The 26379-nt window shown below is 63.8% G+C and carries 17 protein-coding genes; 9 read left to right on the top strand and 8 right to left on the bottom strand.

The window, feature by feature from the left end; translation table 11 throughout:
• Positions 1–3: 3 nt before the first annotated feature.
• Both P0Y59_03910 and P0Y59_03905 read left to right on the top strand, forming a co-directional pair.
• Complete coding sequence (locus P0Y59_03910; protein ID WEK00852.1) at positions 4–1539, top strand: tryptophan 7-halogenase; 1536 nt, start codon at positions 4–6, stop codon at positions 1537–1539.
• The gene (locus P0Y59_03905) at positions 1536–2213 is read left to right on the top strand and encodes a DUF6445 family protein (GenBank protein ID WEK00851.1); all 678 of its coding nucleotides are present in this window, start codon (positions 1536–1538) and stop codon (positions 2211–2213) included. Before P0Y59_03910 ends, P0Y59_03905 begins: the two co-directional genes overlap by 4 nt.
• Here the strand turns inward: P0Y59_03905 and P0Y59_03900 are convergent.
• From P0Y59_03900 to P0Y59_03885, 4 genes are all read right to left on the bottom strand, one after another.
• The gene (locus tag P0Y59_03900; GenBank protein ID WEK00850.1) at positions 2188–4263 is read right to left on the bottom strand and encodes a hypothetical protein; all 2076 of its coding nucleotides are present in this window, start codon (positions 4261–4263) and stop codon (positions 2188–2190) included. The genes P0Y59_03905 and P0Y59_03900 overlap by 26 nt on opposite strands.
• An 88-nt stretch (positions 4264–4351) precedes the next feature.
• A complete protein-coding gene (locus P0Y59_03895) occupies positions 4352–6898 on the bottom strand; it encodes a TonB-dependent receptor (protein WEK00849.1) in 2547 nt (848 codons plus the stop codon).
• A gap of 361 nt (positions 6899–7259) precedes the next feature.
• Complete coding sequence (locus P0Y59_03890) at positions 7260–8240, bottom strand: substrate-binding domain-containing protein (protein ID WEK00848.1); 981 nt, start codon at positions 8238–8240, stop codon at positions 7260–7262.
• Between the two features lie 123 nt (positions 8241–8363).
• The gene (locus P0Y59_03885; GenBank protein WEK00847.1) at positions 8364–8816 is read right to left on the bottom strand and encodes an Lrp/AsnC family transcriptional regulator; all 453 of its coding nucleotides are present in this window, start codon (positions 8814–8816) and stop codon (positions 8364–8366) included.
• Positions 8817–8929: 113 nt separating this feature from the next.
• Here P0Y59_03885 and P0Y59_03880 point away from each other — a divergent pair, with 113 nt between their 5' ends.
• From P0Y59_03880 to P0Y59_03870, 3 genes are read left to right on the top strand one after another with little or no spacing between them, the layout of a single operon-like run.
• Positions 8930–10186: a thiamine pyrophosphate-dependent enzyme gene (locus tag P0Y59_03880; protein ID WEK00846.1), complete on the top strand. Its 1257-nt coding sequence runs from the start codon at positions 8930–8932 to the stop codon at positions 10184–10186.
• Between the two features lie 5 nt (positions 10187–10191).
• The gene (locus P0Y59_03875; protein WEK02485.1) at positions 10192–11214 is read left to right on the top strand and encodes an alpha-ketoacid dehydrogenase subunit beta; all 1023 of its coding nucleotides are present in this window, start codon (positions 10192–10194) and stop codon (positions 11212–11214) included.
• A gap of 1 nt (position 11215) precedes the next feature.
• On the top strand, positions 11216–12532 hold the full coding sequence (locus P0Y59_03870) for a dihydrolipoamide acetyltransferase family protein (GenBank protein ID WEK00845.1): 1317 nt from the start codon (positions 11216–11218) through the stop codon (positions 12530–12532).
• 80 nt (positions 12533–12612) lie between these two features.
• Here the strand turns inward: P0Y59_03870 and P0Y59_03865 are convergent, their stop codons facing one another.
• Positions 12613–13497: a LysR substrate-binding domain-containing protein gene (locus P0Y59_03865; GenBank protein WEK00844.1), complete on the bottom strand. Its 885-nt coding sequence runs from the start codon at positions 13495–13497 to the stop codon at positions 12613–12615.
• Between the two features lie 98 nt (positions 13498–13595).
• Between P0Y59_03865 and P0Y59_03860 the strand changes: the two genes are divergently transcribed.
• The 4 genes from P0Y59_03860 to P0Y59_03845 all read left to right on the top strand — a co-directional run bounded on the left by P0Y59_03860 (position 13596) and on the right by P0Y59_03845 (position 21457).
• Positions 13596–14738: an isovaleryl-CoA dehydrogenase gene (locus P0Y59_03860; protein ID WEK02484.1), complete on the top strand. Its 1143-nt coding sequence runs from the start codon at positions 13596–13598 to the stop codon at positions 14736–14738.
• Positions 14735–16336 carry a carboxyl transferase domain-containing protein gene (locus tag P0Y59_03855; GenBank protein ID WEK00843.1) on the top strand — a complete coding sequence of 534 codons (1602 nt, stop codon included), beginning with the start codon at positions 14735–14737 and terminating at the stop codon, positions 16334–16336. The genes P0Y59_03860 and P0Y59_03855 overlap by 4 nt, the downstream gene beginning before the upstream one ends.
• 5 nt (positions 16337–16341) lie before the next feature.
• Complete coding sequence (locus P0Y59_03850; GenBank protein WEK00842.1) at positions 16342–18264, top strand: acetyl/propionyl/methylcrotonyl-CoA carboxylase subunit alpha; 1923 nt, start codon at positions 16342–16344, stop codon at positions 18262–18264.
• Between the two features lie 517 nt (positions 18265–18781).
• A complete protein-coding gene (locus P0Y59_03845; GenBank protein ID WEK00841.1) occupies positions 18782–21457 on the top strand; it encodes a TonB-dependent receptor in 2676 nt (891 codons plus the stop codon).
• Between the two features lie 632 nt (positions 21458–22089).
• Here P0Y59_03845 and P0Y59_03840 read toward each other — a convergent pair.
• From P0Y59_03840 to P0Y59_03830, 3 genes are read right to left on the bottom strand one after another with little or no spacing between them, the layout of a single operon-like run.
• A complete protein-coding gene (locus tag P0Y59_03840) occupies positions 22090–23379 on the bottom strand; it encodes a peptide MFS transporter (GenBank protein ID WEK00840.1) in 1290 nt (429 codons plus the stop codon).
• Positions 23376–24380 carry a dipeptide epimerase gene (locus tag P0Y59_03835; GenBank protein WEK00839.1) on the bottom strand — a complete coding sequence of 335 codons (1005 nt, stop codon included), beginning with the start codon at positions 24378–24380 and terminating at the stop codon, positions 23376–23378. Before P0Y59_03835 ends, P0Y59_03840 begins: the two co-directional genes overlap by 4 nt.
• Complete coding sequence (locus P0Y59_03830; protein WEK00838.1) at positions 24380–26200, bottom strand: serine hydrolase; 1821 nt, start codon at positions 26198–26200, stop codon at positions 24380–24382. The genes P0Y59_03835 and P0Y59_03830 overlap by 1 nt, the downstream gene beginning before the upstream one ends.
• Between the last annotated feature and the right edge of the window lie 179 nt (positions 26201–26379).

Raw genomic sequence — 26379 nt, 5'->3', positions numbered from 1 at the left:
TTTTTGACGTCATCAGCCAACAAGGAACACCCGCTCGGGCCTGGCCGGATTCGTTCGGTCGTCATCCTGGGTGGGGGCACGGCGGGGTGGATGACGGCAACCGCGCTCGCCCGCTCGTTCGGGCGCGCGGTGTCTATCACGCTGCTCGAATCCGAAGAAATCGGGACGGTGGGAGTCGGTGAAGCGACGATCCCGACCATTCACTGGTTCAACGAGCTGATCGGGCTGGACGAGGCAGACTTCCTCCGCGCGACCAAGGCGAGCTTCAAGCTCGGCATCGAATTCGTCGACTGGAAAAGGCCCGGCCACCGCTATTTCCACCCGTTCGGAGAGTTCGGCGCGCGCCTGCCCGGCGTGGCATTCCACCATCGCTGGCTCAAGGCGCGCGCGGCAGGCGTCGACCTGCCGCTGTCGAGCTTTTCGCTGGCCGGACAGCTCGCGGCGGAGAACCGCTTCGCCAAACCGGCGGGCGATGCGCGGTCGATCCTGTCCACGCTTGGGTACGCCTATCACTTCGATGCCAGCCTGTACGCACGACATCTGCGCGGTATCGCCGAGGCGGCGGGCGTCACACGAATCGAAGGCCGGCTGCAGGATGTCGAGCGTGATCCGTCGAGCGGCTTCGTCACCGCGCTCACCACCCAGCGGGGCGAGCGACTGGAAGGCGACCTCTTCATAGACTGCTCCGGTTTCCGCGCACTGCTGATCGATCAGGTGATGGGCGGTGGCTTCGAGGACTGGTCGCACTGGCTGCCGTGCGATCGAGCTGCGGCGGTGCCCTGCGCCCGCGTCGCGGAGACAACGCCCTACACCCGCTCCACCGCGCGGGCGGCAGGGTGGCAGTGGCGCATCCCGCTCCAGCACCGCACCGGCAACGGTTATGTTTACGCCAGCCGCTTCATCAGTGATGACGAAGCGACCGCGACGCTGCTCGCCAACCTGGACGGCGAAGCGCTCGCCGACCCGCGCGTGCTGCGCTTCACCGCAGGCACGCGGCGTCGCGCCTGGATCGGTAATGTCGTTGCGATCGGGCTGTCTTCCGGATTCCTCGAACCACTGGAATCGACCAGCATCCACCTGATCCAGAGCGGCATCGCCAAGCTGCTGACGCTGTTTCCGGATCGAGACTGCGATCCGACGCTCGCCGAGCGCTTCAACATGCTGCTCAATGCCGACATGGATACGATCAAGGACTTCCTGATCCTCCACTATCACGCAACGACCGACAAGCCCGAGCCGTTCTGGACGGAACGCCGCGCGATGCCGCTGCCCCAATCGCTGGTCGAGCGCGAGGACCAGTATCGCCGCTCCGGCCGGTTGATGCTCCGCTCCGACGAACTGTTCCGCGATGCCAGTTGGCTGGCAGTGCTCGACGGACAGGGAATCGAGGCCAGTGACTATAACCCGCTTGCCGACGCGCTCGATGCAGCCACGAACGTGGCGCAGGTCCGTCAGATTGCAGCAGTGATCGCGCGCGCGGTGCCGACTCTGCCCCGGCACGATGAAGCGCTGGCCCAGGCAATGGCGTCCACGGGATGATCCGGCCCGAAATCACCGCGCGGCGTATCGGCGACGAGCGGCAGCCGATCGTCATCGTCGAGGGTTTCCATCCCGATCCCGAACAGTTGCGGAGTGCGGCGGAATCCGCGCAGTTCGAACCAGCGCATCGCCACTATCCGGGAATCCGCGCGACATTGCCGACCGATTATTTCACGCGTGTTCGCCCGGTCCTGGTCACGGTACTACGGGAGGTGTTCGGTCATGCCGGGGCGATCGACCTGATCGACGCCAGCTTCTCGATCGTGACCGCGCCGCCAGCCGACCTGACCATCGAGCAGCGCCTGCCGCATGTCGATGCGGTGCAACCCGGCCGGATCGCGCTGGTCCATTATCTGTCACGCGACGACGGCGACGGCACCGCTTTCTTCCGGCACCGCGCCAGCGGGTTTGAGACGATCGATGAAACGCGATCGGCCGGCTATCTCGCGCAACTCAACAGCGAACTGAACAGGGGTGGCATGCCGCCGCATGCCTATGTCCATGACGACACAGCCCTGTTCGAACGGATCACGGAGGTCGCCGCGCGCTACAATCGCGCAGTCATCTATCGCAGCGCGATCCTGCACAGCGGCGCGATCCGGCCGGGCACACCGCTCGATGCCGACCCGGCGACGGGTCGGCTGACCGTCACCGCTTTCCTTTCCGCTGACTAAGCCGCTGCGGCGGCTGCACGGCGAGATAGACGGTGCTCCAGAGCTGGGCGGCGTTCGATTCGTCGACGTCCTGCTTGCCGGCGCCAAACGGAACGACCCGGTAGCGCCCCTTGTCATAGGCCCAGGACCAGAGCTCCGAGCTCTGTGTCGCGCGCGTCGCCTCGATCGCGCGCCACAACCTGGTCTGCGCGTCGATCAGGATGGCGCGTGTCGTCGCCGGCAGATCGCGCCGTGCCAGTTGGCGCTCCAGCCCGGCCGCGAACAGCGCCTGCTGCCACGACCATACCACCGCGCCGTGATAGGCGGCCGGCGTGAAGCGATCCTGCACCACCGGCGTGGCCAACGCCGGATTGGCGACCAATAGCCCGATATCGGTCATCAGGCCTGCGGGGAATGGTCGCGCGAGCGCACCTACATAGGTGGCGAGCTCTGCAGGGCTGGGATGGCCGAACAACAGCAGGAAGCCGTCATCGGAGTTGATGATCGGCACCGGCACGCCATGATCGTCGAGCGAGATCGCGTGGAAGGTGAGCGATTGCCCCTTGAGGGCCGCAAGCGCCGGCGCAGCCGAGACGCCGACGCGTCCGGCATAACGTCGTACCTGGGCCGAAGCTTCACCGGCTGGCACGTCGACCCGGAACAAGCGGGGTGCCTGTTCGCGCCACGTTTGCGCGAGCGTATCGGCACGGGCGAACGCGGCGCGGTCGGCCGGCGTCAGATAAGGCTCAAGCAGCCCCGCCTTCAGAAGCTTGGCAGTAGCCTCAAGCGCGGCGGGCACGAAGATCGCATTGACGTCGTACGGGTAGCGCCCGCGACCGAGCCCCTCCTCGCTGTCCCGCCATTGCCCGGTCAATCGCCCCGGCAGGATCGCTACCAGCCGTTTCCAGTCGGGCTCAGCGGCGAACGGTCCGGCAGCGGTCAGGACAAAGCGCAGGTTGCGTACCAACAATGCGCCCGCGGATTCGGCGCTGCCCGGATGCGCCGCGCTGGGGACGGTGCGCGCCAGGAATGCACGGGCTTCCGCCGGGCTGGCGTGATCGAGCAGATAGTCCCCCGCGACAGGGCCAAGCATATAGTCGTCGTCGATCATCGCATAGTCGAGCGTAGGCGCGTCGCCACCCGCTTGTCCGTGCTGGCGATGGTCCACGATCGCGAATTCGGACAGTCCCTCCTCATGCGCCACGTCGCCTGACGGGTCGAGCCGGGCAAGCACCGCGCCGATCCCCGCTTCGATCGCAGGGCCGCGCAGTACCGGCATGAGCAAGCGCACCGACATCAGCGTGTCGCGACCGAAATAAGTATCGAAACGCCATGAGCCGGCGAGGAATTTCTCGCGATAGCTGAGGAAACGTAGCGCGTCCCGCGCGACGGGATCGCGCGCCGCGTGCGTATTGAGGAGTTCGGTCTCGGTCAGCCCGGTCAGGGGCGTGTCGCCGCTTGCCGCCACGATCCGCATCCGTATCCGGCCGCTCGCGCCGGCCACGATCGTGTTATCCACGATGCGCCCGTCGAGCACCTCTATCTCGAGGCGATACCCCGGCGCCCCATCGACGCGATCCCGGGCATAGATCAGGCGCGATCCCTCTACCCGCGCCGGTGTCGCGACCTCGGCCGGAAAGCGTCCGACCGATTGATAGTCGCGCAGGAAGCGGACGTTCGACAGGACCGCCTGCCGGATCGTGAGGCGCGGCGTCGTCAGCGACGCGGTCGCAGCGATACCGTAAAGCGGCCGCCCCTTCGCATCGGCCAGCGTCACTGGAGCAGGCGATTGTTCGAGCTGCCACGTCACCGGTGCCGCGAGCGGCGCGAACCATAACCCTACGCCGCTGTTGCCCGCAGGGAACGCGACGAGGATTCGCGGATCGGCTCCGTTACGCAGCAGCAGGTGCGCGGCAACCTTCCCGTCACGGACGAAGGCATTGAGATTCTGTCCCTCGACCAGGCGATAGGCGAGTTCGGGTCGAGCTACCGGCTGCCCGCCGGCGGCCATGCTCTGGCCCGCCGCCAACAACAGTGCCCCGGCTGTCAGCTTGCGCAAGTGGTGCCGCATCGTCTTCTCCTCAGCTTCCGGAATGACGAAGGCGCGGCAAGCCTTGCAGCCGCCGCGCCCCCATCAACATATCAAATCATCGACAGGATCAGAACTTCATCGTGATCGAGCCGCCATAGGTCCGTCCGACGATGCCGCGGGCATAGAAATAGCCGTCGGTGACCGCCTGAGTCTGTCCCTGCCGCGGATTGCCCTCGGTCAGGCCCACGACATCGAAGAGATTGTCGACGTTGAAGTTCAGCTGGAGCCGGTCGGTGACGTTGAAGTTCACGCCCAGGCTGGTGACGCCATAGCTTGGCAGCGCGACACCGTTGCCCGCATCGGCGAAGATCTTACCGATATATTTGTAGCGGCCATAGATTTCGCCCAGCCCGTTCGGGAGCTTCGCGGTCGGGGTGATGGTGAACAGCTTGGCCGGCGTGCGCTCAGGCCGGTTGCCCTCGAAGCCCGCCTGGTTGGCGCCGTTGATCGCCAGGTTGACGAGCTTCGGATCCTGGAAAACGCCCTGGAAATCGATCGCGAACCAGTCGATCGGACGGACGTTGAGATCGACCTCGACACCATTGGTACGCAGATCGGCGTTGATGTTGCTCTGCACCGCCGGGTTCACCGGGTCGGCGAAATTATAGTTCTGGTTCCTGAAGTTGGTGCGGAACAGCGTGACCGACCCGCTGAAGATACGGCCATATTGATACCGGACGCCCGCCTCATAGAGCTCGATCGTCGTGATCGGATCAGTGTTGTTGGTCTGGAACCCGTTGGCGTAGCGCGCATAAACCGCGAAGTTCGGCGTGAAGAGATAGTTCACGCCAACGGTGTACGCCGCCTTCTTCTGGGTACGCCGCGTCGTGACATAGGTGCCGTTGAAGGTCGAGCCGACATTGCGGATCACACCACCCACGCCCGGCTGCACCGGCTGGTTCACCGCCGCGGTCTGACCGTCGCGGAACGTCGCGTCGTCGCTTTCCCAGCGAACGCCGCCGTCGATCCGCAGATCACCAATCGCGAATTCATCGTTCACGTAGAGCGATATGGACGAATCCTTGCGCTCCCGGATGCCGCCACCCCAGTCGCCATAGGAGACCAGACCGTTGTCGCTCAGCGTGCCGATGACCTTGTTGTTCGCATCAAGCGCGACGACGTCGTAGATGTCGCTATTGGTGCGCACGTCGTTGACGACGCTGGCCGTCGCCGACTGATCCTGCGACCGCTTGGTATTGTAGTACATCACGCCGGCGGTCAGCGAGTTCTTGAAGCTGTCGCCCTGATACTCCCAGCGGCCACCGACATTCAGGCCGAAGTCGCGCCCGTCGAGATAATCATGATTGAGCGTCGTGCGCTGTAGGAAGCCATTGCCGTTGAGCGCGTTGAGCTCCGCCGTCTGGTTCGCGCCCAGCAGCACGCCGGTGCGCAGGTTCTTGATGCCGAAGCGCACCGTCGTCGGGAAAGCCGCACGCCCGGCCGTCAGCAGGCTGTCGATGGGCGAGGATGCGCCTGGCGTCAGGTAGTTGACCGCACTCGTCAGGCCAGCGTTGCCGGTGCCGGAACCGGGGAACAGGCCGTTGAAGTCATACGAATATTTCAGATAGCGCGCCTTGGCGAACAGATCGATCGAATCGCTAACCGGCTTGTCGATGTCGAGGCGAATCTGCGCGGTCTTGGCCTTGATGCCGTCGCGATAGCGGAAATCGCGGAACCCGCTCGGATGGGCGGCGGTCGAGACCGGCACCGCGATGTTCGAGAAAGCGTCGCCGCCGACATTGCCGAATTGCGTGTCGAGGCTGGGAATGCCGCCCGGCTTGCCATTGGTGAAGCGATAGGGCTGGTCGGCATAATAGGCGTTCTCCATATCGCCGCCCTTGGCCGAGAGGCGGATATAGCCGCCATCATCGAAGCGATATTCGAGCGCACCCTTGAGGCGCCAGCCGGCATAATCGAACGGGTTGTCACGCACGCCCGGGCTGGACTGGATATAACCGCCAATGTTGAACGCGAGGTGGTCGGAGATCGGCTGCGAATAATAGAAATCGCCGCGCTTCAGCCCGTAATTATACGCGGTGACGCGGGCAATCCCCTCGGCCTGCTTGAAATTGGGGGTCTTGGAGATGAAGTTGATCGTCGCGCCCGCACCATTGACGGTCAGCACGCCCGACGAACCGCCCTTCACCGCCTCGAGGCGATCGATGGTGAGGTCCTGGTCGAAGAAGAAATCCGCGCCGCCACCATTGTAGAGGATCGGCATGCCGTCCTCTTCCAGCTGAACGAAGCGCTGGCCGCCGCCCTGAAGGCCGCGCACCGAATAGTTGTTCGAGACCTGGCCTGCGGTAGCCTCGACGAAGATGCCCGGCACGAGTTCGAGCATGTCGGCGGTCGACCGCGGCGCCTTGCGATCGAGGGCGATGCGATCGGCATAGGTAATGTCGGCCGAAGCGGTGATCAGCGGGCGGTTGCGCGTCGTCTGGCCGGTGACGACGATGTCAGTCAACGGCTGGGCGTCATCGCTCGGGGGCGTCTGGACCGCCGCGGGCGCCGCCGTGTCACTCGGCACGTTCTGCGCGAAAGCGGCAGTCAACGGCATCGTGGCCACGCCTGCCAGCAGCGCGGCGCGAACGCCGGCACGAATGGAAAACTGCATAGATCCTCCCAGTCACTCTATCGCCGGGTCTTCCGGCTCGCGGGCCGATTAGTCCCGGGACGGTTTTTTTGAAAACCTTTTCTGCAACATTTTTGCGAAATTTGACCAAGCTGTTGCAGACGGGCAACGTGGCCCGATGCCGCACCACGGAGTCATCCGCCGCGGCGGAGAATCATTCGACAACACGCCGGCACTAGGCGAAATTGCCCGGATTGCTTCCTCTCATCCCATGCTTCGGGGCCACAGCCGTTGGCATTCCAAGTCTGGCCGTTGCGCCAGAAACACGAAAATCCTTTCGAAGCGTCCACATGATCGCGCCGATCGCACGGCAATCAGTGATATCGTTTTCAAAAAATATAGGTCAGGTATCGCGGACCACGATCTCGGTTCTGAGGGTGGTCGAACGCGGCCGGCCGCCGTCGATCTGCTGCATCAGCTTCTCCACGAGCAACGCGCCCGCGACATCGGTCTTCTGGCTGATCGTCGTTATCGCGGGGCTGAAATGCGCCGCCGGAGGAATATTATTGTACCCGACCAGCGAAAAATCGTGCCCCGCGAGTTGGCCACGCTCCTTGAACGCGCCGATTACGGCCATCGCTGCGGTATCGGAGAAAGCGAACACCGCGTCCGGCTGGCGCGCGCCGACGAGATAGGCGGAAACGGTCTCCGCAGTCGCGGTGAAGCCCATCGATGCGATCGGGAGAAAATCGATCGCAACGTCACCCTGCTCGGTAGCGACATCTCTCAGCCCCTCGAAGCGCAGGCGCAATTCCTCATGCCTGATATCGCCGACGAACAACCAGTGCTTGCGGTGCGCGGCAACGAAGTGCTGCCCTGCCAGGCGACCACCGAGGAGATTGTCGCTGCCGACGGCGCAATAACCGGTATCGGGCGCCACTGCGCCCCACACCACCAGAGGTACATCGTGACGGCCAAGGCTTCGAAGCATCGCGTCGCGCGTCCCCTGCCCCAGCACGATGAAGCCGTCGGCGCCACGCGCGCGATAGAAATCGCGGAAGGCCCGGACGTCGTCCAGGCCGGGAGGAGACAGAAGAAGATCCTGATTGCGGATCGACAGCGCCTCGGACACGCCGGCGAGCAGTTCGAAGACGAACGGATCGCCGATGGCACCGTGAACATGCGATCCGAAATCGAGCATCACCGCGATCGTGCTGGTCCGCGAGTGGCGGAGCTTCTGCGCATTGCGATTGACGACATAACCCTGCGCCAGCGCCACCTCGAGCACCCGTTCGCGCGTTTTCTCGGTCACCAGGGGACTGCCGCTGAGGACACGCGACACCGTGGGCATCGACACCTGCGCGATACGCGCGATGTCCTGCATCGTCGGTCTCGCTTCCCCCGTACGAGGCTCGGAGCGCTCGGGCGCCTGTTTCGTCGTCATTGCGCCACTATGATCTACAATCATATCTCATCAAGCGACTCGTTCCTCGCCTGAGGCGCGCAGCTAAAGCGGAAGCCTGGTCGTCAGCTTGATGCAGTTCAGCGCAAAACTAGAATTGATCGAGCCCACGCCCGGCAGGTGGAGCAACACCTTCTTCAGGAACACCTCATAATCGCCGACGCTGCGGACGACGACGCGCATCAGATAATCACCCTGCCCGCTCATCGAGAAGCATTCGACAATCTCCGGATGGTCTCGCGCCTGCGCTTCCAGCGCCTCAAGCGTTTCCTCGTCATGCTGCTTCAGGCGAAGCTCGGCAAAAACGTTGACCGTCAGGTCGAGCAGCAGCGGATCCAGGATTACCGCGCGCTCGCGGATCACCCCGCTTTCCTCCAGCTTCTTGAGGCGGCGCCAGCATGGCGTATGCGACAGGCCGACATCGCTCGCCAGGTCGGCGACCGACCATTGCGGGTTCGCCTGAAGGGAAGCCAGGATTTTACGATCTATCTTGTCCACGCAATTTATATCCTAATATCGGCAGCCATAACGCACGAATTTTTGCGCGATTGCTCGCCATAACGGAACAACGAGAACAAGTCTTTCCTCATCGGATCGGCAATAACGCGGCCATGACCAAGCCGGCGATACCGGGGGCCGACGCGATCGCGTTGTCGCTCCATATTCCAGAACCGACAGCACGTCCGGGCGACGTTGCCGATTTCAGCCACCTGCGTCTCGACGCGGCCGGAACGACGCGTCGCCCTGATATTTCGGCGGACGAGGCCGACATGCGGGAACTCCCCTATGGGCTGGTACGCGTGCTTGACGATAACGGAGAGGCCCTTGGCCCCTGGAATCCGCAGCTCGCGCCGGAGGTACTGCGCAAGGGCCTGCGGGCGATGGTGCAGACCCGCCTGTTCGAGGACCGCCTGTTCAGGGCACACCGCCAGGGCAAGACCAGCTTCTTCATGAAATCGACCGGCGAAGAAGCGATCGGGGTTGCGCAGTCGCTCGCGCTCGCCCCTGACGACATGTGTTTCCCGACCTACCGGGTGCAGGGCTGGCTGATCGCCCGCGGTTATCCGATCGTGGACATGATCAATCAGATCTACTCCAATGCGCGCGATCCGCTGAAGGGGCGGCAATTGCCGATCCTCTATTCGGCGCGCGACTATGGGTTCTACTCGCTGTCCGGCAATGTCGGCAGCCGCTTCGGCCATGCCGTCGGCTGGGCGATGGCGTCAGCCTATAAGGGCGGCCATCGCATCGCCCTGGGCTATATCGGCGAAGGCACGACGGCTGAGGGCGACTTCCACGAGGCGCTGACCTTCGCGGCGGTCTACCGCGCGCCGGTGGTCCTGGTGGTCACCAACAACCAATGGGCGATCTCCAGCTTTTCGGGGATTGCGGGCGCCGAAAGCACGACCTTCGCCGCCAAGGCGATCGGCTACGGGCTGCCCGGTCTGCGGGTCGACGGCAATGACTTCCTGGCGGTCTGGGCGGCGACGCTGTGGGCAGCCGAGCGGGCACGGACCAATCGCGGCGCGACGCTGATCGAGTTCGTGACCTACCGCGCCTCCGGTCATTCTACGAGCGACGACCCGACCAAATACCGCCCGGCGGACGAAGCCGCGCACTGGCCGCTTGGCGACCCGATCGAACGCTTGAAGCAACACCTGATCCTGATCGGCGAATGGACCGAGGAGCGTCATGCGCAGATGGAGGCGGAACTGAGCGAGATCCTGCGCGACGCCCAGCGCGAGGCTGAAGCGGTCGGCACCTTGGGCACGTCCAAGCCCGACGTCGCCGAGATGTTCGAGGGCGTGTTCAAACAGCCCGACTGGCGCGTGATCGAACAGCGCGGCGAACTGGGAATCCAGTCATGACCGGCATGAACATGATCCAGGCGCTTAATTCGGCGCTCGACACCATGCTCACGCGCGACCCCGACGTGCTCGTCTTCGGCCAGGATGTCGGCTATTTCGGCGGTGTTTTCCGCGTCACCGACAAACTGCAGCAGCGCCACGGCCTCGAGCGCTGCTTTGACGCGCCGATTTCCGAAGGCGGGATCATCGCCACCGCGATCGGCATGGGTGCCTATGGATTGCGGCCGGTCGCCGAGATCCAGTTCGCCGATTATATCCTTCCCGCCTTCGACCAGCTCGTGTCGGAAGCGGCCCGCCTGCGCTATCGATCGAACGCCGAATTCTGGGCGCCGATCACTGTCCGCTCGCCTTATGGGGGCGGCATCTTCGGCGGTCAGACTCACAGCCAGAGCCCTGAGGCGATCTTCGCGCACATCACCGGCCTCAAGACCGTGATTCCGTCGACGCCCTATGACGCGAAAGGGCTGCTGATCGCCGCGATCGAGGATGATGATCCCGTGATCTTCCTCGAGCCCAAGCGCCTCTACAACGGCCCGTTCGACGGTCGTCACGACCAGGCAGTGGCGAGCTGGGCCGGCCATCCTTCAGCCGAGGTGCCCGAAGGCCATTATACCGTTCCGCTCGGCAAGGCAGCGGTCGTTCGCGCCGGCAACGAGGCGACGATCCTCGCTTACGGCACCATGGTGCATGTCGCACGGGCCGGGATCGAAGATAGCGGCGTGGACGCCGAACTCATCGATCTTCGGTCGATCGTGCCGCTCGATATCGATACGATCGTCGCCTCGGTGAAGAAAACCGGGCGTTGCGTCATCCTTCACGAGGCATCCCGGTTTGGCGGCTTCGGCGGCGAATTGTCCGCGCTGGTGCAGGAACGCTGTTTCTATCATCTGGAAGCCCCGATCGAACGCGTGGCGGGCTGGGATACACCCTACCCGCATGCGTTCGAATGGGACTATTTCCCTGGCCCGGCCCGCGTCGCCGCCGCGCTTCGGCGCGTGATGGCCGATGTTACCGTAATGGATCTCTGACATGGCACGTTTCACCTTCAAGCTTCCTGACATTGGGGAAGGCATCTCCGAGGCGGAGATCGTCGCGTGGCACGTGGCGGTCGGGGATCGCGTGGAGGAGGACCAGGGCCTTGCCGACATGATGACGGACAAGGCGACGGTGGAGATGGAATCGCCGGTCGCGGGCGTGGTGGTCGAGCTGGCCGGCGAGGTCGGCGACCAGGTGTCGATCGGGGCTGCCTTGGTGGTGATCGAGACCGATGCCGCCGAGACGGTGGCCGATGCCGCGCCAGCCGAGACCAAAGCCGAAGAGATCGAGGAGCAGATCGAGGCGGAAACGCCGGGGGCCGAGGAGGTAGCTGAAAAGACCTCTCCCCATCGCGGAGAGGGTTTGGGAGAGGGGCAGTCACAAGCGCCATCGCCCGAAACTGCCCCTCTCCCCGACCCTCTCCCCCAAGGGGAGAGGGAGAAGAGCGCCCATGTCCTCGCCTCGCCCGCGGTCCGCGCCCGGGCGGCCGACCTTGGCATCGACCTTGGCAGCGTGAAGGCCGAGGGCGACCGGATCCGCCACGCCGATCTCGATGCGTATCTGCGCTATGGGTCAGGCCAGGGCTATCACGCGCCGCACGTGTCGCGCGCCCGCGCCGACGAGCCGATCAAGGTCATCGGCATGCGTCGCCGCATCGCCGAGAACATGGCCGCCTCGAAGCGGACCATCCCGCACTTCACCTATGTCGACGAGATCGACGTCACCGCGCTCGAGGAGATGCGTGCCGATCTCAACGCACACCGCGGCAACCGGCCCAAGCTGACCATGCTGCCGCTGATGATCGTCGCGATCTGCAAGTCGATCCCCGACTTCCCGATGATCAACGCGCGCTATGACGACGAGGCGGGCGTGGTGACGCGCCACGGTTCGATCCATCTCGGCATGGCGACGCAGACCCCGGCTGGCCTGATGGTCCCGGTGATCCGCGACGCGCAGGACCTGAACGTCTGGCAGCTCGCCAGCGAGATCGCCCGCCTCGCCGAGGCAGCCCGCACCGGCAAGGCGAAGTCGGAGGAGCTCAGCGGCTCGACGCTCACCATCACCTCGCTCGGGCCGCTCGGCGGCATCGCCACCACGCCCGTCATCAACCGGCCCGAGGTCGCGATTATCGGCCCGAACAAGATCGTCGAGCGCCCCGTCTTCCGTGGCGACGACATCGTCCGCGCCAGGCTGATGAACCTCTCGATCAGCTGCGACCACCGTGTCGTCGATGGATGGGACGCCGCAAGCTACGTCCAGGCCCTCAAGAAATATCTCGAAACCCCCGTCCTCCTCTTCACTGACGGGTGATCCTCACTCATCCAGAATAGAGCCAGCCTGTTGCGTCACCGCCCGGGCTGGTTTTCAGGCCGAGATTAGGCCGTGCATCTTCAGCTATCCGTCGCCGGCACGGTCAGCGTGCGACGAAGCGCCTGGACGATGGCGCTCCGCTCGATCGTTTCAGGGTCGGCATGCGTCGCCGGCATTAGCCCGATCGTGCGGGTAAAGGCGAAATCAGCCAGCGCCGGGCGCACCACACCAGGGTGACGGAAACCGTCGGGCATCACCGTCACACCGAGGCCGCGACGAACAAGCGCCAGGGTACGATCCTCACTGGTGGTGCGTGCCGCAAAGAAAGGGCGGACGCCATGGCTGGTGAAATAGCGGCTCGTCTCGGACAGCAACTCGCAGTGACGGCGTACGATCATCACATTGTCGGCCAGTTGATGTGGCTCGATCACCGGTAGATGAGCGAGCGGATGATCCCCGGCCATTGCCAGCGAATAACCTTCCGAGAAGAGCGCGATACCGGACTGCCTGTCACGATCGCCGCGCAAAAGCGTCACGGCGGCGTCTATTCGCCCACGCCCGAGGCGCTCATTGAGGTCGCGCTCGCCGGCCTCGACGATCTCAAGCCGCATTGCCGAGCCTTCGCGGCGCAGCTCGATCAGGAAATCCTCGATCAACGGCGTCGGAATCGTCGCCAGCACGCCAAGGCGAAACGTCTCACGCGCCGGCGTTTCCTGCACGGCGCGCTCGGCAATAAGGAACTCCGCCTCGATCCGCCGGGCTGATGCAGCAAAGCGCGCGCCAGCCTCGGTCAATTCGATCCGCCGGTTGGTGCGGTGGAATAGCATCTGGCCGAGTTCGCGCTCGAGCTTGGCGATACCAACCGACAGCGTCGGCTGCGACACGCTGCAGGCCCCGGCAGCACGAGAGAAATTCCCATGGTCGATAACGGCCAGGAAATACCGCAGCAGATAACGATCAATCATAGATACCATCTATAGCATAGGCACTATATGTTCAATTTTTCTTGATTCCTGCCACGTGCTATCAGCGTGGAAAGATTGAATGGAGAGCAGCGTTGGACATGACCCTTGATTTCGCGCTTGGCGAGAATGCGGACATGATCCGCGATGTGACGCAGCGTTTTGCGAGCGAGCAGATCGCGCCGCTGGCGGCACGGATCGATGCTGAGGACTGGTTTCCGAAGGAGCTATGGCCCGCGATGGGCGAGCTCGGCCTTCACGGCATTACGGTGGAGGAGGAGTTTGGCGGGCTTGGCCTCGGCTATCTCGAGCATGTCATCGCCTGCGAGGAAGTCAGCCGCGCCTCGGCCTCGATCGGCCTGAGCTACGGCGCGCATTCCAACCTGTGCGTCAACCAGATCCGCCGCTGGGCGAACCCCGAGCAGAAGGCGAAGTACCTGCCGAAGCTCGTTTCGGGCGAGCATGTCGGAAGCCTTGCCATGTCGGAGGCAGGCGCCGGCTCCGACGTCGTCTCGATGAAGCTGCGCGCGCAGGAGACCGATGCCGGCTATGTGCTCAACGGCACCAAGTTCTGGATCACCAACGCCGCCTATGCCGACACGCTGGTCGTCTATGCCAAGACCGGCGAGGGCAGTCGCGGCATCACCACCTTCCTGATCGAGAAGGACATGCCCGGCTTCTCGATCGGCCAGAAGATCGACAAGATGGGCATGCGCGGCAGCCCCACCGCCGAGCTGGTATTCACCGATTGCGAGGTGCCGCACGAGAATGTCATGGGACCGGTCAATGGCGGCGTCGGCGTGCTGATGTCGGGCCTCGACTATGAGCGCACCGTGCTTGCCGGCATCCAGCTCGGCATCATGCAGGCCTGCCTCGACGTGGTGCTGCCGTATTTGCGCGAGCGCAAGCAGTTCGGCAAACCGATCGGCGCCTTCCAGCTGATGCAGGCCAAGGTCGCCGACATGTATGTCGCGCTCAACTCGGCCCGCGCCTATGTCTATGCCGTCGCCCGGGCCTGCGACGCCGGCAAGACCACCCGCTTCGATGCTGCAGGCGCCATCCTGCTCGCCAGCGAGAACGCCTTCCGCGTCGCGGGCGAGGCAGTCCAGGCGCTTGGCGGCGCCGGCTACACCAGGGACTGGCCGGTCGAACGCTTCCTGCGCGATGCAAAGCTGCTCGATATCGGCGCAGGCACCAACGAAATACGCCGCATGCTCATCGGCCGGGAACTCATCGGGGCATGAGCGCGCCAGCGTTGGAGAGCAAGCTGTCCCCCGAGAGCGAGGCCTTTCGGGCGAATGCGGTGCACAATCGCGGGCTGGCGGAGCGGCTTCGGTCGGACGTGGCGCTGACGGCGCTGGGGGGATCGGAGAAGAGCCGGGAGCGGCATGTTTCGCGGGGCAAGCTGCTGCCGCGCGAGCGGGTGGAGCGGCTGCTCGATCCGGGATCGCCCTTCCTCGAGATCGGCCAGCTTGTCGCGAACGGCCTGTACGACGACGAGGTGCCGGGGGCCGGCATGATCGCCGGCATCGGCCGGGTGTCTGGCCGGCAGGTGATGATCGTGTGCAACGATGCGACGGTGAAGGGCGGGACCTATTATCCGCTGACCGTGAAGAAGCATCTGCGCGCGCAGGAGATCGCCGAGGCGAACCACCTGCCCTGCATCTATCTGGTCGATTCGGGCGGTGCCAACCTGCCGCACCAGGCCGAGGTGTTCCCCGACCGCGATCATTTCGGGCGGATCTTCTTCAACCAGGCCAATATGTCGGCCAAGGGCATCCCGCAGATCGCCTGCGTGATGGGCAGTTGCACCGCAGGCGGCGCCTATGTGCCGGCGATGTCGGACGAGACGGTGATCGTGCGCAACCAGGGCACGATCTTCCTCGCCGGACCACCGCTGGTGAAGGCAGCGACCGGCGAGGTGATCTCGGCCGAGGAGCTTGGCGGTGCCGAGACTCATGGCCGCAAGTCGGGCGTGGTCGACCATGTCGCCGAGAATGACGAGCATGCGCTGACCATCGTGCGCGACATCGTCTCTACGCTGGCCGAGAACCGCAAGCCCGACATCGCCCTGAAGGAGCCACGTCCACCGAAGTTCGATGCGGAAGAGTTGTACGGCATCATTCCAAGCGACGTCCGTGCGCCCTATGACGTGCACGAAGTGATCGCCCGACTGGTCGACGGGTCCGAGTTTCACGAGTTCAAGGCGCTGTACGGCAGCTCCCTCGTCTGCGGCTTTGCGCATATCTGGGGCATGCCGGTGGCGATCCTCGCCAATAACGGCGTGCTGTTTTCCGAAAGCGCGGTGAAGGGCGCCCACTTCATCGAGCTCGCCTGCCAGCGGCGCATTCCGCTGCTGTTCCTGCAGAACATCTCGGGCTTCATGGTCGGCGGGCGTTACGAGGCGGAGGGCATCGCCAAGCACGGTGCCAAGCTCGTCACCGCGGTCGCCACCGCAAGCGTGCCCAAGATCACTATCCTGATCGGCGGCAGCTTCGGTGCGGGCAATTACGGCATGTGCGGCCGGGCCTATTCCCCACGCTTCCTGTTCTCCTGGCCCAACAGCCGGATCAGCGTGATGGGCGGCGAGCAGGCCGCCTCGGTACTCGCCACGGTCCACCGCGACGCGGAAAGCTGGACCGAGGAACAGGCCGAGGCGTTCAAAGCCCCGATCCGCCAGAAATACGAGGACGAGGGCAATCCCTGGCACGCCACCGCCCGCCTCTGGGACGACGGCATCATCGACCCCGCCCAGACCCGCGATGTGCTCGGCCTCGCTTTTGCCGCTACCCTTAACGCCCCTGTGCCTGAACGGGCGCAGTTCGGCGTGTTCCGGATGTGACCGCCATGATCAAGTCCCTTCTCATTGCCAATCGAGGCGAGATCGCCTGCCGGATCATCCGCACCGCGCGGGCGATGGGCGTGCGCACGGTCGCGGTCTATTCGGATGCCGATGCCAAAGCGCTGCACGTGCGCCAGGCCGATGAGGCGGTGCATATCGGCCCCTCGCCTGCCCGCGAAAGCTATCTGGTGGGCGAGAAGATCATCGCCGCCGCCAAGGCGACCGGCGCCGAGGCGATCCATCCCGGTTACGGTTTTCTCTCCGAGAATGACGATTTCGCGCAAGCCGTGATTGATGCCGGCATCGTCTGGGTCGGGCCGAAGCCCGACAGCATCCGCGCGATGGGCCTGAAGGATGCCGCCAAGCAGCGGATGATCGCAGCCGGCGTGCCCGTGACGCCGGGCTATCTCGGCGACGACCAGTCGCCCGAACGTCTCGCAGCTGAAGCCGCCAAGGTCGGCTATCCGGTGCTGATCAAGGCGGTCGCGGGCGGCGGTGGCAAGGGCATGCGCCGGGTCGACGCACCTGACGACTTCGCCGACGCCCTGCTCTCCTGCCAGCGCGAGGCGGCCTCCTCCTTCGGCAACACCCAGGTGCTGATCGAGAAGTACATCCTCTCACCCCGGCATATCGAGGTGCAGGTGTTCGGCGACACGCACGGCAATGTCGTGCATCTGTTCGAGCGCGACTGCTCGCTCCAGCGCCGCCACCAGAAGGTGATCGAGGAAGCCCCTGCCCCCGGCATGGACGAGACCACGCGGGAAGCGATCTGCGCCGCCGCCGTCAAGGCAGCGAAGGCGGTCGACTATGTCGGCGCCGGCACGATCGAGTTCATCGCCGATGCAAGCGATGGCCTTCGCGCCGACCGCATCTGGTTCATGGAGATGAACACTCGCCTTCAGGTCGAGCATCCCGTCACCGAGGAGATCACCGGGCAGGACCTGGTCGAGTGGCAGTTGCGCGTCGCCAGCGGCGAGACGCTGCCCAAGCGGCAGGACGAGCTTTCCATCAACGGATGGGCAGTCGAAGCGCGGCTCTATGCCGAGAACCCGGCAACGGGCTTCCTCCCCTCGACAGGCCGGCTCGATTGTCTCCAGCTGCCGCAAGGCCTGCGGATCGAAACCGGTGTCGAAGAGGGCGATACGATATCGCCCTTCTACGACCCGATGATCGCAAAGCTGGTCACCCGTTCGGCAACCCGCGACGACGCGCTGGGCACCCTGGCCGATGGCTGCGCGCAGGTGATGTGCGAACCGGTGAAGACCAATGCCTGGTTCCTCGCCCGGCTCCTGAAGGAACCCTGCTTTCGCGCGGGTGACGTTACCACCGGCTTCATAGCCGATCACGCCGACCGATTGGCACGTGCTCCGGAGCCCGGGGCAGCCCTGCTTCAGGCAGCAGCCGATCGGGCGATCTTCCATCGCGACTTCGTTGCCGGCCACGCCGGCGATCCGGACTTCGACCGACTGCGCGGACTGCTCGGGTTCAGGCTGAACGCACCGGCCAATCGGCGGGTTCGCCTGGCTGTCGATGGTCGCGCGACCGAGGTCGACTATATCCTAGACTCCCGTTCCGACGAAAATCCGGGCGCTGTGCAGGCCGGCCAGTCCACCACCCTGTTCGAAGGCGGTGCAGCGTTCGAGACGCGGCCCTGTCGCGTCGAGGGCGCAGGCGCCGCTGGCGCTGCCGCCGATGGCGCGATCCTGTCCCCCATGCCCGGCCGCATCATCGCGGTCGAAGTCGTGGCGGGTGACGCCGTCACCAAGGGCCAGAAGCTGCTCACCCTGGAAGCGATGAAGATGGAGCACAGCCTTGTCGCCCCGTTCGACGGCCTCGTGGCTGAATTCAATGCGGAGGCCGGCGGACAGGTCAGCGAAGGCGCAGTGCTCGCGCGGATCGAACGGGCGGATTCCGTAAAATCCGCCTGATACCTTCGACGCAACCGGTATCGCACGCTAATTCCGGCTCCGACATCCGGCTGCCGATTCCGCCAGAATGATTGTGTCCGCCTTCAGCAAAGGCGCGAGCGTCGATCACCGGGATTTTCCGCGGCGAACCGAATAGGGGCGCTCATAATCTCCCGGCTCGACCCTGACCGACCCTTGCCGCGGTGTGACGCACGCCAACCGCTCCAATAATTTCACTTATATTACAATCATTTATACTGATCCGCATGATCCATTTGGCCCTCCAGAGTGGCGGCGCGGCCTAAATCGCCACCGGGCGCACCACCCTTACGGCAGCGACCTGAACGGGTTTCTTCGAATGAAAATTTTCCAAAAAAGATAATTATATCCAAATTGGGATTGCATTTTCGGAAACTACCTGATCTTATCGCAATCGGTAAATGTTGAGATCGTTGACGGCTTCCGGTTTGAAAAAACGAGAATGGAGCCGGGCGCATGGCAACCGATTTTCCGTATCTATAAACAAAGGGGGGTATGCATGAAGTCCATTCGCCTGTTCTGGTACACCAGCACCGCGCTCTCGATGGCCTTGAGCCTGGCGCCGGCTTCGGCGCAAACGGCCGATACCGACGCCGAGGCGGCGGATGAGATCGTGGTCACTGGATCGCGAATCCAGCGTTCCGGTTTCGACGCGCCGACGCCGACCACGGTCGTCGGCGAAGCCGAGCTGCGCCAGGGCAATCGCCCGAGCATTGCCCAGGTCCTGAACGACATGCCGCAGTTCCGCGGCACGTCGACTCCGGCGACGACGGTGGGCAACACGACCAGCGGCGTCTCGACCGCCGATCTGCGTGGGCTGGGTGCCGTGCGGACGCTGACCCTGCTCAACGGACACCGCTTCACGGGCAGCAACGATCTCAACATCGTGCCGCAGAACCTCATCAAGCGCGTTGACGTCGTCACCGGCGGCGCCTCCGCCGCCTGGGGTTCGGGCGCGGTCGCCGGCGTCGTCAACATCATCCTTGACGACGAACTCAAGGGCTTGCGCATGGGTGCACAGACGGGCGTCTCCTCGCGCGGCGACATGGGCCGCTACGGCGTCGATATGGCCTGGGGAACGAGCTTCGCGGGCGATCGCGGCCACTTCATGATTTCCGCCGACTATCTTCAGGAAAAGGGTGCCTTCGGCCGCAAGGACCGTCCCAATCTCGAATCGTCCGTCTTCCAGCGCCCCGATGGCAAGCTGATCCTCGCCAACGACGTCAACTACACCGTCCTCAATCGCGGCGGATCGCTCCTGCGCACCAATGGCACACCGTACAACCTGATCTTCAACCCCGACGGCAGCGTCGGTCCGCTACCGCTCGGCAGCCAGACGGCGGGTCAATTCACCGTCGGCGGCAACGGCCAGAACATCTACGACTATGTCGCCGTAAGTTCGCCTTATCAGCGCAACAATGTCTACGCGCGCGCCACCTTCGATATCACGGATTCCCTGAAGCTCTGGGCCGATGGCAGCTATAGCCGCATGTGGGGCAACTACAGCTTCTTCCCGGAAACGCCGATCGTGGCGATCATGCCGGACAATGCGTTCCTGACGCCGGCTGCGCGCAGTCAGCTCAGCGCCGCCGGCGTCACCGGGCCCTTCCTGCTGGGCCGGATCCTTGACGATGTCGGTCCCAATCGCATGCTGAACTTCAAGTTCTCCCGTCGCAACCTCGAAGGCTCGGTCGGCCTCAAGGGAAGCTTCGGCGACGGCTGGGGTTATGATGCCTATTACGATCACGGCGAGGCCAGGAGCGACCAGTCGCTCTACAACCAGCGGATCAAGGCGAATTTCGATCGCGCCATCGACGCAGTGCTGGTGAACGGCACGCCGGTATGCCGCGTCAATGCCGTCACCGTTACCGATCCGAATTGCACGCCGATCAACCTGCTCGGCAACGGCAATATCTCCGCGGCCGGCGTCGCCTACGCCTTTGGCGGAACCCGGTCCATCAGCACGATCAAGCTCGACGCGGCGGGCGCCAGCCTGCACGGCCATCCCTTCTCGACCTGGGCCGGGCCGGTGGACATCGCCGTTGGTACGGATTTCCGGTGGGAAGCTCTCGTAACCAACTATATCGACCCGATGTCCAAGGCGAATGCCTTTGCGACGCTCAACTCAGCTCCGACCAACGGCCGCTTCAGCGTCAAGGAAGTATTCGGCGAGGTCAACCTGCCGCTGATCGATCTCAAGGATGCAGTGCATTTCGAGATCAACGGCGCGGCACGCTATTCGGACTACAGCACCAGCGGTGGCATCTGGTCCTGGAAAACCGGCGGCACGCTGCGCCTCGTCAACGACCTGCTGCTGCGTTCCGTCTATTCGCGTGACATTCGCTCCCCGAGCGTCCCCGAATATTTCTCCACTCGCTCGACCAATATCGCCGACCTCTACGATCCTTTCCGGCAAGCAACCCAGGCCGGCGTGAGAATCTATACCGGCGGCAATCCCAACCTGACGCCCGAGATTTCGCACACCCTGACGGTCGGCGGTTCCTATTCGCCGCATTACGTGCGGGGATTCAGCGTCTCGGTCGATTATTACGACATCAAGATCGACAATGTGATCACGGTGGTCACCGTGACGGACACGCTCGCACAGTGTTTCCGTACGAACCCCAATGATCCCACCTGCGGCGGCGTGATCAGCCGCGGCGCGAACGGTGCAATGGAGTCAATTGCGGCTACGTATCGGAACCTCGTTTCGTACAGCACCCGTGGGCTCGATATTGAAGCATCGTACCGGACGTCGCTGGGCAATGGCAAACTCGGGTTCCGCGTGCTCGCCAATCATATCTTCGATCTGATGATTGCCAATGCCAACAGCTCGACGGATGTCGCAGGCGTCGTTGGCGGGGACACTGCCTTCTCGACACCGAAATGGCGGCTGACCGGCACCGTGACCTATGAGAATGCAGGTTTCGGCGCCGATCTGCGCGCACGCTATGTCGGTGGTGGTATCTACAGCAAGACTCAGGCGATCCTGAACAACCAGATCAGCAGCCGGACCTATGTCGACCTCGGCCTGCGCTTCAAGGTGGGAGACTTCACCCTGTTCGGCAACGTCAACAACATGTTCGATGTCGCCCCGCCCTATGTTCCGTACACCAACGCGAACTACGACGTGATCGGTCGCTATTTCTCGGCTGGCGTCAAAGTGAAGTTCTGATCGTCACGACCGCCCCCAGCACGGGGCACCATCCGGCCGCTCCCAAGCGCGGCCATCGGGGCAGCGGTGAGATCCACCGCTGCCCCGAAGCATTTCCGGGAACTGTGATCAGTCGCCCCGCTCATCCGGGCGCCGTAAATGGCCTGCAGGGTGAAATGCTCGCTCCGCGGCCTTCCCTCTTCCAGGCTCCTCCTGGTCGCCGCAAAAGACCAGTGAGCGATCCGTCTCGCGGAAGCGCCCTCCCGCCTGAAACAGGGCGCTGCTGGGCATCCCCTTCGCGTTCAGCCCTCCCCCGTGTCGAAGTGCCTGCCCCTCCAGGGAGGAAAGAACAGCCCCTTCGATCGCCAAGGCAGACACCCGGCGGTCAGGCCATCACATCACAGACCAATCGCCAATCCCGATATGCGATGACAGGTTTCGACAAGAACCGGGGTGCGCAGCGCGCCGGACAAACCGAATTCGAGAATGCTGTGGCGCGAGGCTGCTGAACTGTTGCGGCCAAATCCGCGCCAGCGATCTCGCCAGCCCTGCTTTTGAGGCAAGACACAGCCCTGCGATGATATCCAGATCGCGGGGCTGGCCAATGGTCGACGCGCGTGGATACAGCCACGTCGCCCCCCTTCGGGAGGTTATCAATCGATGTCGGGCTTCCAGGTTGGATCGACCTTGCGCACCTGCCCGTCGAGCGAGCGCAAGAGCAGCGCGGACGCGAGCGCGATCAGGCCAAGCAACGCGAAAAAGGCCCCGTGGCTTGTCCGGCTCCACAACATGCCAACCATTCCGGCCGACAGGCTGCCAGTGAAGATCGCCAGATACCATGCCGCGACCGTCGTCGCGCCGAGCCGTGGCGGCGCAAGCCTGGCGAACAGCCCGAGGCCCGTCGGCAGGACGAAGAGCTCACCCAGCGTGAAGATCGCGAAGAACATCACGAACCACAGCCATGTGGCCTTTGCGCCACCCCCGCTCCATTCGACCATCGCGAGCAGCAAATAGGCGCAGGCGACGATCACAGCGCCAAGCGCCATGCGCCTGGCCGGGGAACTATCCTGGCCCGCATCGGCACGGCGCCGCCAATAGTTGAGAAGCGGCGGCGTCACCAGCATGACGAGCAGTGGATTCAGCGACTGGAACCAGGTCATCGGAATGACAAAGCCGCCAGCGCTTCGATCCAGGCCGCTGTCCGCCCAGAGAGCCACCGTGTTGCCGACCTGTTCATAAGCGCCACGAAATACCGTCACGGACAGCGCGATCCCGGCCAGCACCATGAAGGTGCGCTTGTGGTCCGCCCATCGTGCCGCCGGCATATCGACGGTCGGCACCCGGGGCGGCTCAGGCGGCAGGTAACGCTGCCCCCAGAGATAAATGAGCAGCCCGGCGAACATGCCGATGCCGGCCGCACCGAAGCCATAGTGCCAGCCGTAGAATTCCCCGAGCGTGCCGCATATCAGCGGCGCGATGAAGCCGCCGATATTGATGCCGACATAATAAACATTATACGCCCAGCCGCGCCTGGGATCGCCCGCCTTGTACAGGTCGTTGATCTGGCTCGGCAGGCTGGGAAGAAACAGCCCGTTTCCGAGCGCGATGGTGAGAAGCGCGACATAGAAGAACGATTCGAACGCCATCATGAAATGCCCCGCGGCCATGATGCTCGCGCCCAGCACGACCGCACGGCGCTTGCCGAGCAGACGATCGGCAATGACCCCGCCCACGATCGGCGTGAAATAGGCGCACGCCGTATAGGCGCCGTACACCAGCGAGGATTGTTGCTGGCTCATCAGCAATTGCTTGGTCATGTAATAGACCAGCAGGGTGCGCATGCCGTAGTAGGAGAACTGCTCCCACATGTTCGTCAGGAACAGCACGGTCAGCCCGCGCGGCTGACCGAACCAGGTAGACGAACGTTCCTCTGTGATCCTCACGCGATCGCCCCGACACCCCAGATGGCGTCGTCGCACCAAACCGTGCCGTCGCGATAGACCGTGGCGGGTGACCGATCCTTTTTCAGGAAGATCGGTCCGTCGAGATCGCTGAGATCGCAGAACTGGCCCAGCACAAAGCCCGGCGCGATGCCCAGGCTGCTGCACACCATGCAACCCACCATCACGCCCATCCCGGCGTCGCGCGCCGCGGCGGCGATCATCAGCCCCTCGGTCAGGCCGCCACACTTGTCGAGCTTGATGTTGAAGACGTCGAACCTGCCTTTCAGGCCAGCGACATCCTCCAACGTAAGCGCGCTCTCATCCGCCGCGAGGGGAATGGGCGAGCCATAGCCGTCGAGATCAGCTTCGCGTCCGCGCGCGAGCGGCTGCTCGATCAGCGAGACCCCGGCCGCGAGCATCGCATCGACCAGCGCATCGAGATCGCCGATGGAGAAACCCCGATTGGCGTCGACGCCGATCCATACATCGGGTCGTGCCGCCCGGATCGCCTTTACGCGCGCGATATCGAGATCGAGTTCGCCGGTCAGCTTGATCTTGATCGAGCGGGCATCGCCATAGGCCCTTGCCGTCTCGACCATCCTCGCCGGCTCGTCGGCGCCAATCGTAAAGGTGGTGAGCAATGGCCGGGGCCGTTCGAGCCCGGCCAGCGCCCATACCGGCTTGCCGAGCCGTTTGGATTCAAGCTCCCACAGCGCCGCGTCAACCGCGTTGCGCGCACCGCCCGCCGGCAGGATGGAGCGCAGTTCTTCACGGGACGGACCAGCTTCGATCGCGTCCCGGGCATTGTCCAGCGCGGCCAGCATATGGCCCAGATCATCGCCCACATAATAGACGCCCGAGGCTTCTCCGCGTCCCACATGCTCACCGTCGTCAAGCCTGACGATAATCGCATCCCGGCCATCAAACACATGGCCCGAGATACGAAACGGGGCGGCGAGCCGTAGCGTTTCGACCGCCACCCCAAGTTTCAGCTTCGACATCAATAATTCACCGTCATGGAGAGCAGGCCGAAGGTCCAGGCGGTGTAGAGCACCATGAGCGTCGCAAGCAGGATGAGTACCGCCCAGAGCTTTCCGAACCAGCCGCGCGCCTCCCGCGTGGCGATCCAGAGGTTCCATCCCGCGAGCAGGACGCCACCAACGAAGACGATCAATCCGCCGATCTGGAGAGACCACAGCCTTGCGTCGAACGCGGGCGTCGCCTTCAGCGTCGACACGGTGACGAACCATGCCGTGAGCAACGCGACCGTCAACCCGGCACCAAGCCGGACGCTGCGATAGGCGAGGAGCGAGCGGCCCTGGAGCGCGAGTGGCGCCTTGTAGCTACGGCGGATCAATGCGGAGACTGGCCAGTGGAGGAAGGTAAGCAACAGGATTCCGACGCTCGCGTAGAGCAAGGGGAGAATCCAGGTCGAGGATTGCGAGGCCGGTGCGCGGTCGAAGACCATGAACGGCGATATGCCATCGATGCTCCAGCGCACGATCTTGCCGTCGACCACCTTGGCCGCAAGCCGCTCATGCCCGTCGATGTTCCGCCAGACGAAGGGCGCGATCTCGACCCATTTCATCAGCTTGCCATTGGCGGTGCGCCCGGCTGAAACGACGAGCTTGCCCTTGGCATCGACGCTGACCGATGCCTGACGCAGCAGATTGCCGATTGCGTAGAAGTTCGATTCCGCCCGGCGGCTGTTGAGCCATTGCCCAACCAGCATTTTCGCATGCTCGGCCGCGGTTTTGTCATCGACCCGTCCGTCAAGCTTGCTGAGATCGGTGAAATAGCGATCGGCAAAATCCTCGAACAGGGCACGACGCAACGGCCCCACCCCGGCCTGCTCACCCGTGCTGTTGAACGACATGTAGAGACCAACCTTTTCGTTCATGAAAAGGTGGAGCGCGGTGTGGAAAAGCTGCGTGTCGCCGAGATGGCCGATCACCTGCCGGCCATTGATGTTGGTCTCGAAGAAACCCAGTTCCATCCGGTTGAGCGGCGGAAGCAGCGTGAGCGGCGTATCGTGCATCACGCGTGCCGTCTCGGGCTTCAGCAGGCCCTGGCCCTGATTGAGATGGGCGATCATGAACTTGGCCATATCGGCGCCCGGCGACGCCAGGCTGCCCGCCGGGGCCGGGCCGATGAATTCATATTTCGACGGCTCGGCCGACGCCTGGCTATAGCCAGTCGCCATCAGCGGCATGAGCGTCTTCTGCAGCGGCTGGCGGAAGCTCGACCGAGTCATACCGAGAGGCTTGAAAATGCGCTGCTCGATATAGTCGTCGAAGGACATCTTCGTGACCCGTTCGACGACATAGGCCGCCAGCGCCGTGGCGTAGTTGGAATAGGAAGGGGTCGATCCGCCCGCGTAAATGCGCTTGGGAATCGAGCGCTTCACATAGTCGCCCAGCGAGGTGAGATATTGGGGATCGTCGAAGATGGTTTCCTTGCCATGCTCTTCGAAACCGGCAGTGTGAGTCATGATCTGGCGCATCGTGACGGGCTTGCCGTCCTTCAGCGGGATCTTGAAATCGATATAGTTGTTCACATCGGCATCGAGGTCGATCTTCCCGGCCTCGACCTGCTGCATAACCGCCGTCCAGGTGAAGAGCTTGGAGACCGAACCCGGGCGGAACAGCGTGGTATCGGGATTGACCGGCACATGCTTCGCGATGTCGGCATAACCGAATCCGCGCTGCGTCAGGACCTGTCCGTCCTTGACGACGACGACCACGGCCCCCGCAACATCCGCCTTTTTGAGAGAGAAGGGCATGAAGCCGTCAAGCCATGTATCCACATCCTGCTTGGTCATTGCTCGCTCGCCGGGCACGGCAGCCGACGCAGGCAACGGGACGGTAGGCTTCTCGGGAGTCGCGGATGCCACCGGGGATGAGACGATCCGGGCTGATTGCTGTGCTATCGCGCCACCACCCATCAGCATCAATGCCAATGGCGCCAACAACTTGATCGAGCGCATGTCCTACGTCCCCT

Origin of the sequence: Candidatus Sphingomonas phytovorans, assembly GCA_029202385.1 — a bacterium.
In the GTDB taxonomy this organism is placed as follows: Bacteria; Pseudomonadota; Alphaproteobacteria; order Sphingomonadales; family Sphingomonadaceae; genus Sphingomonas; species Sphingomonas phytovorans.
The sequence above is the reverse complement of the archived record's forward strand: the minus strand, read 5'-3'. Positions and strand labels throughout refer to the sequence as shown.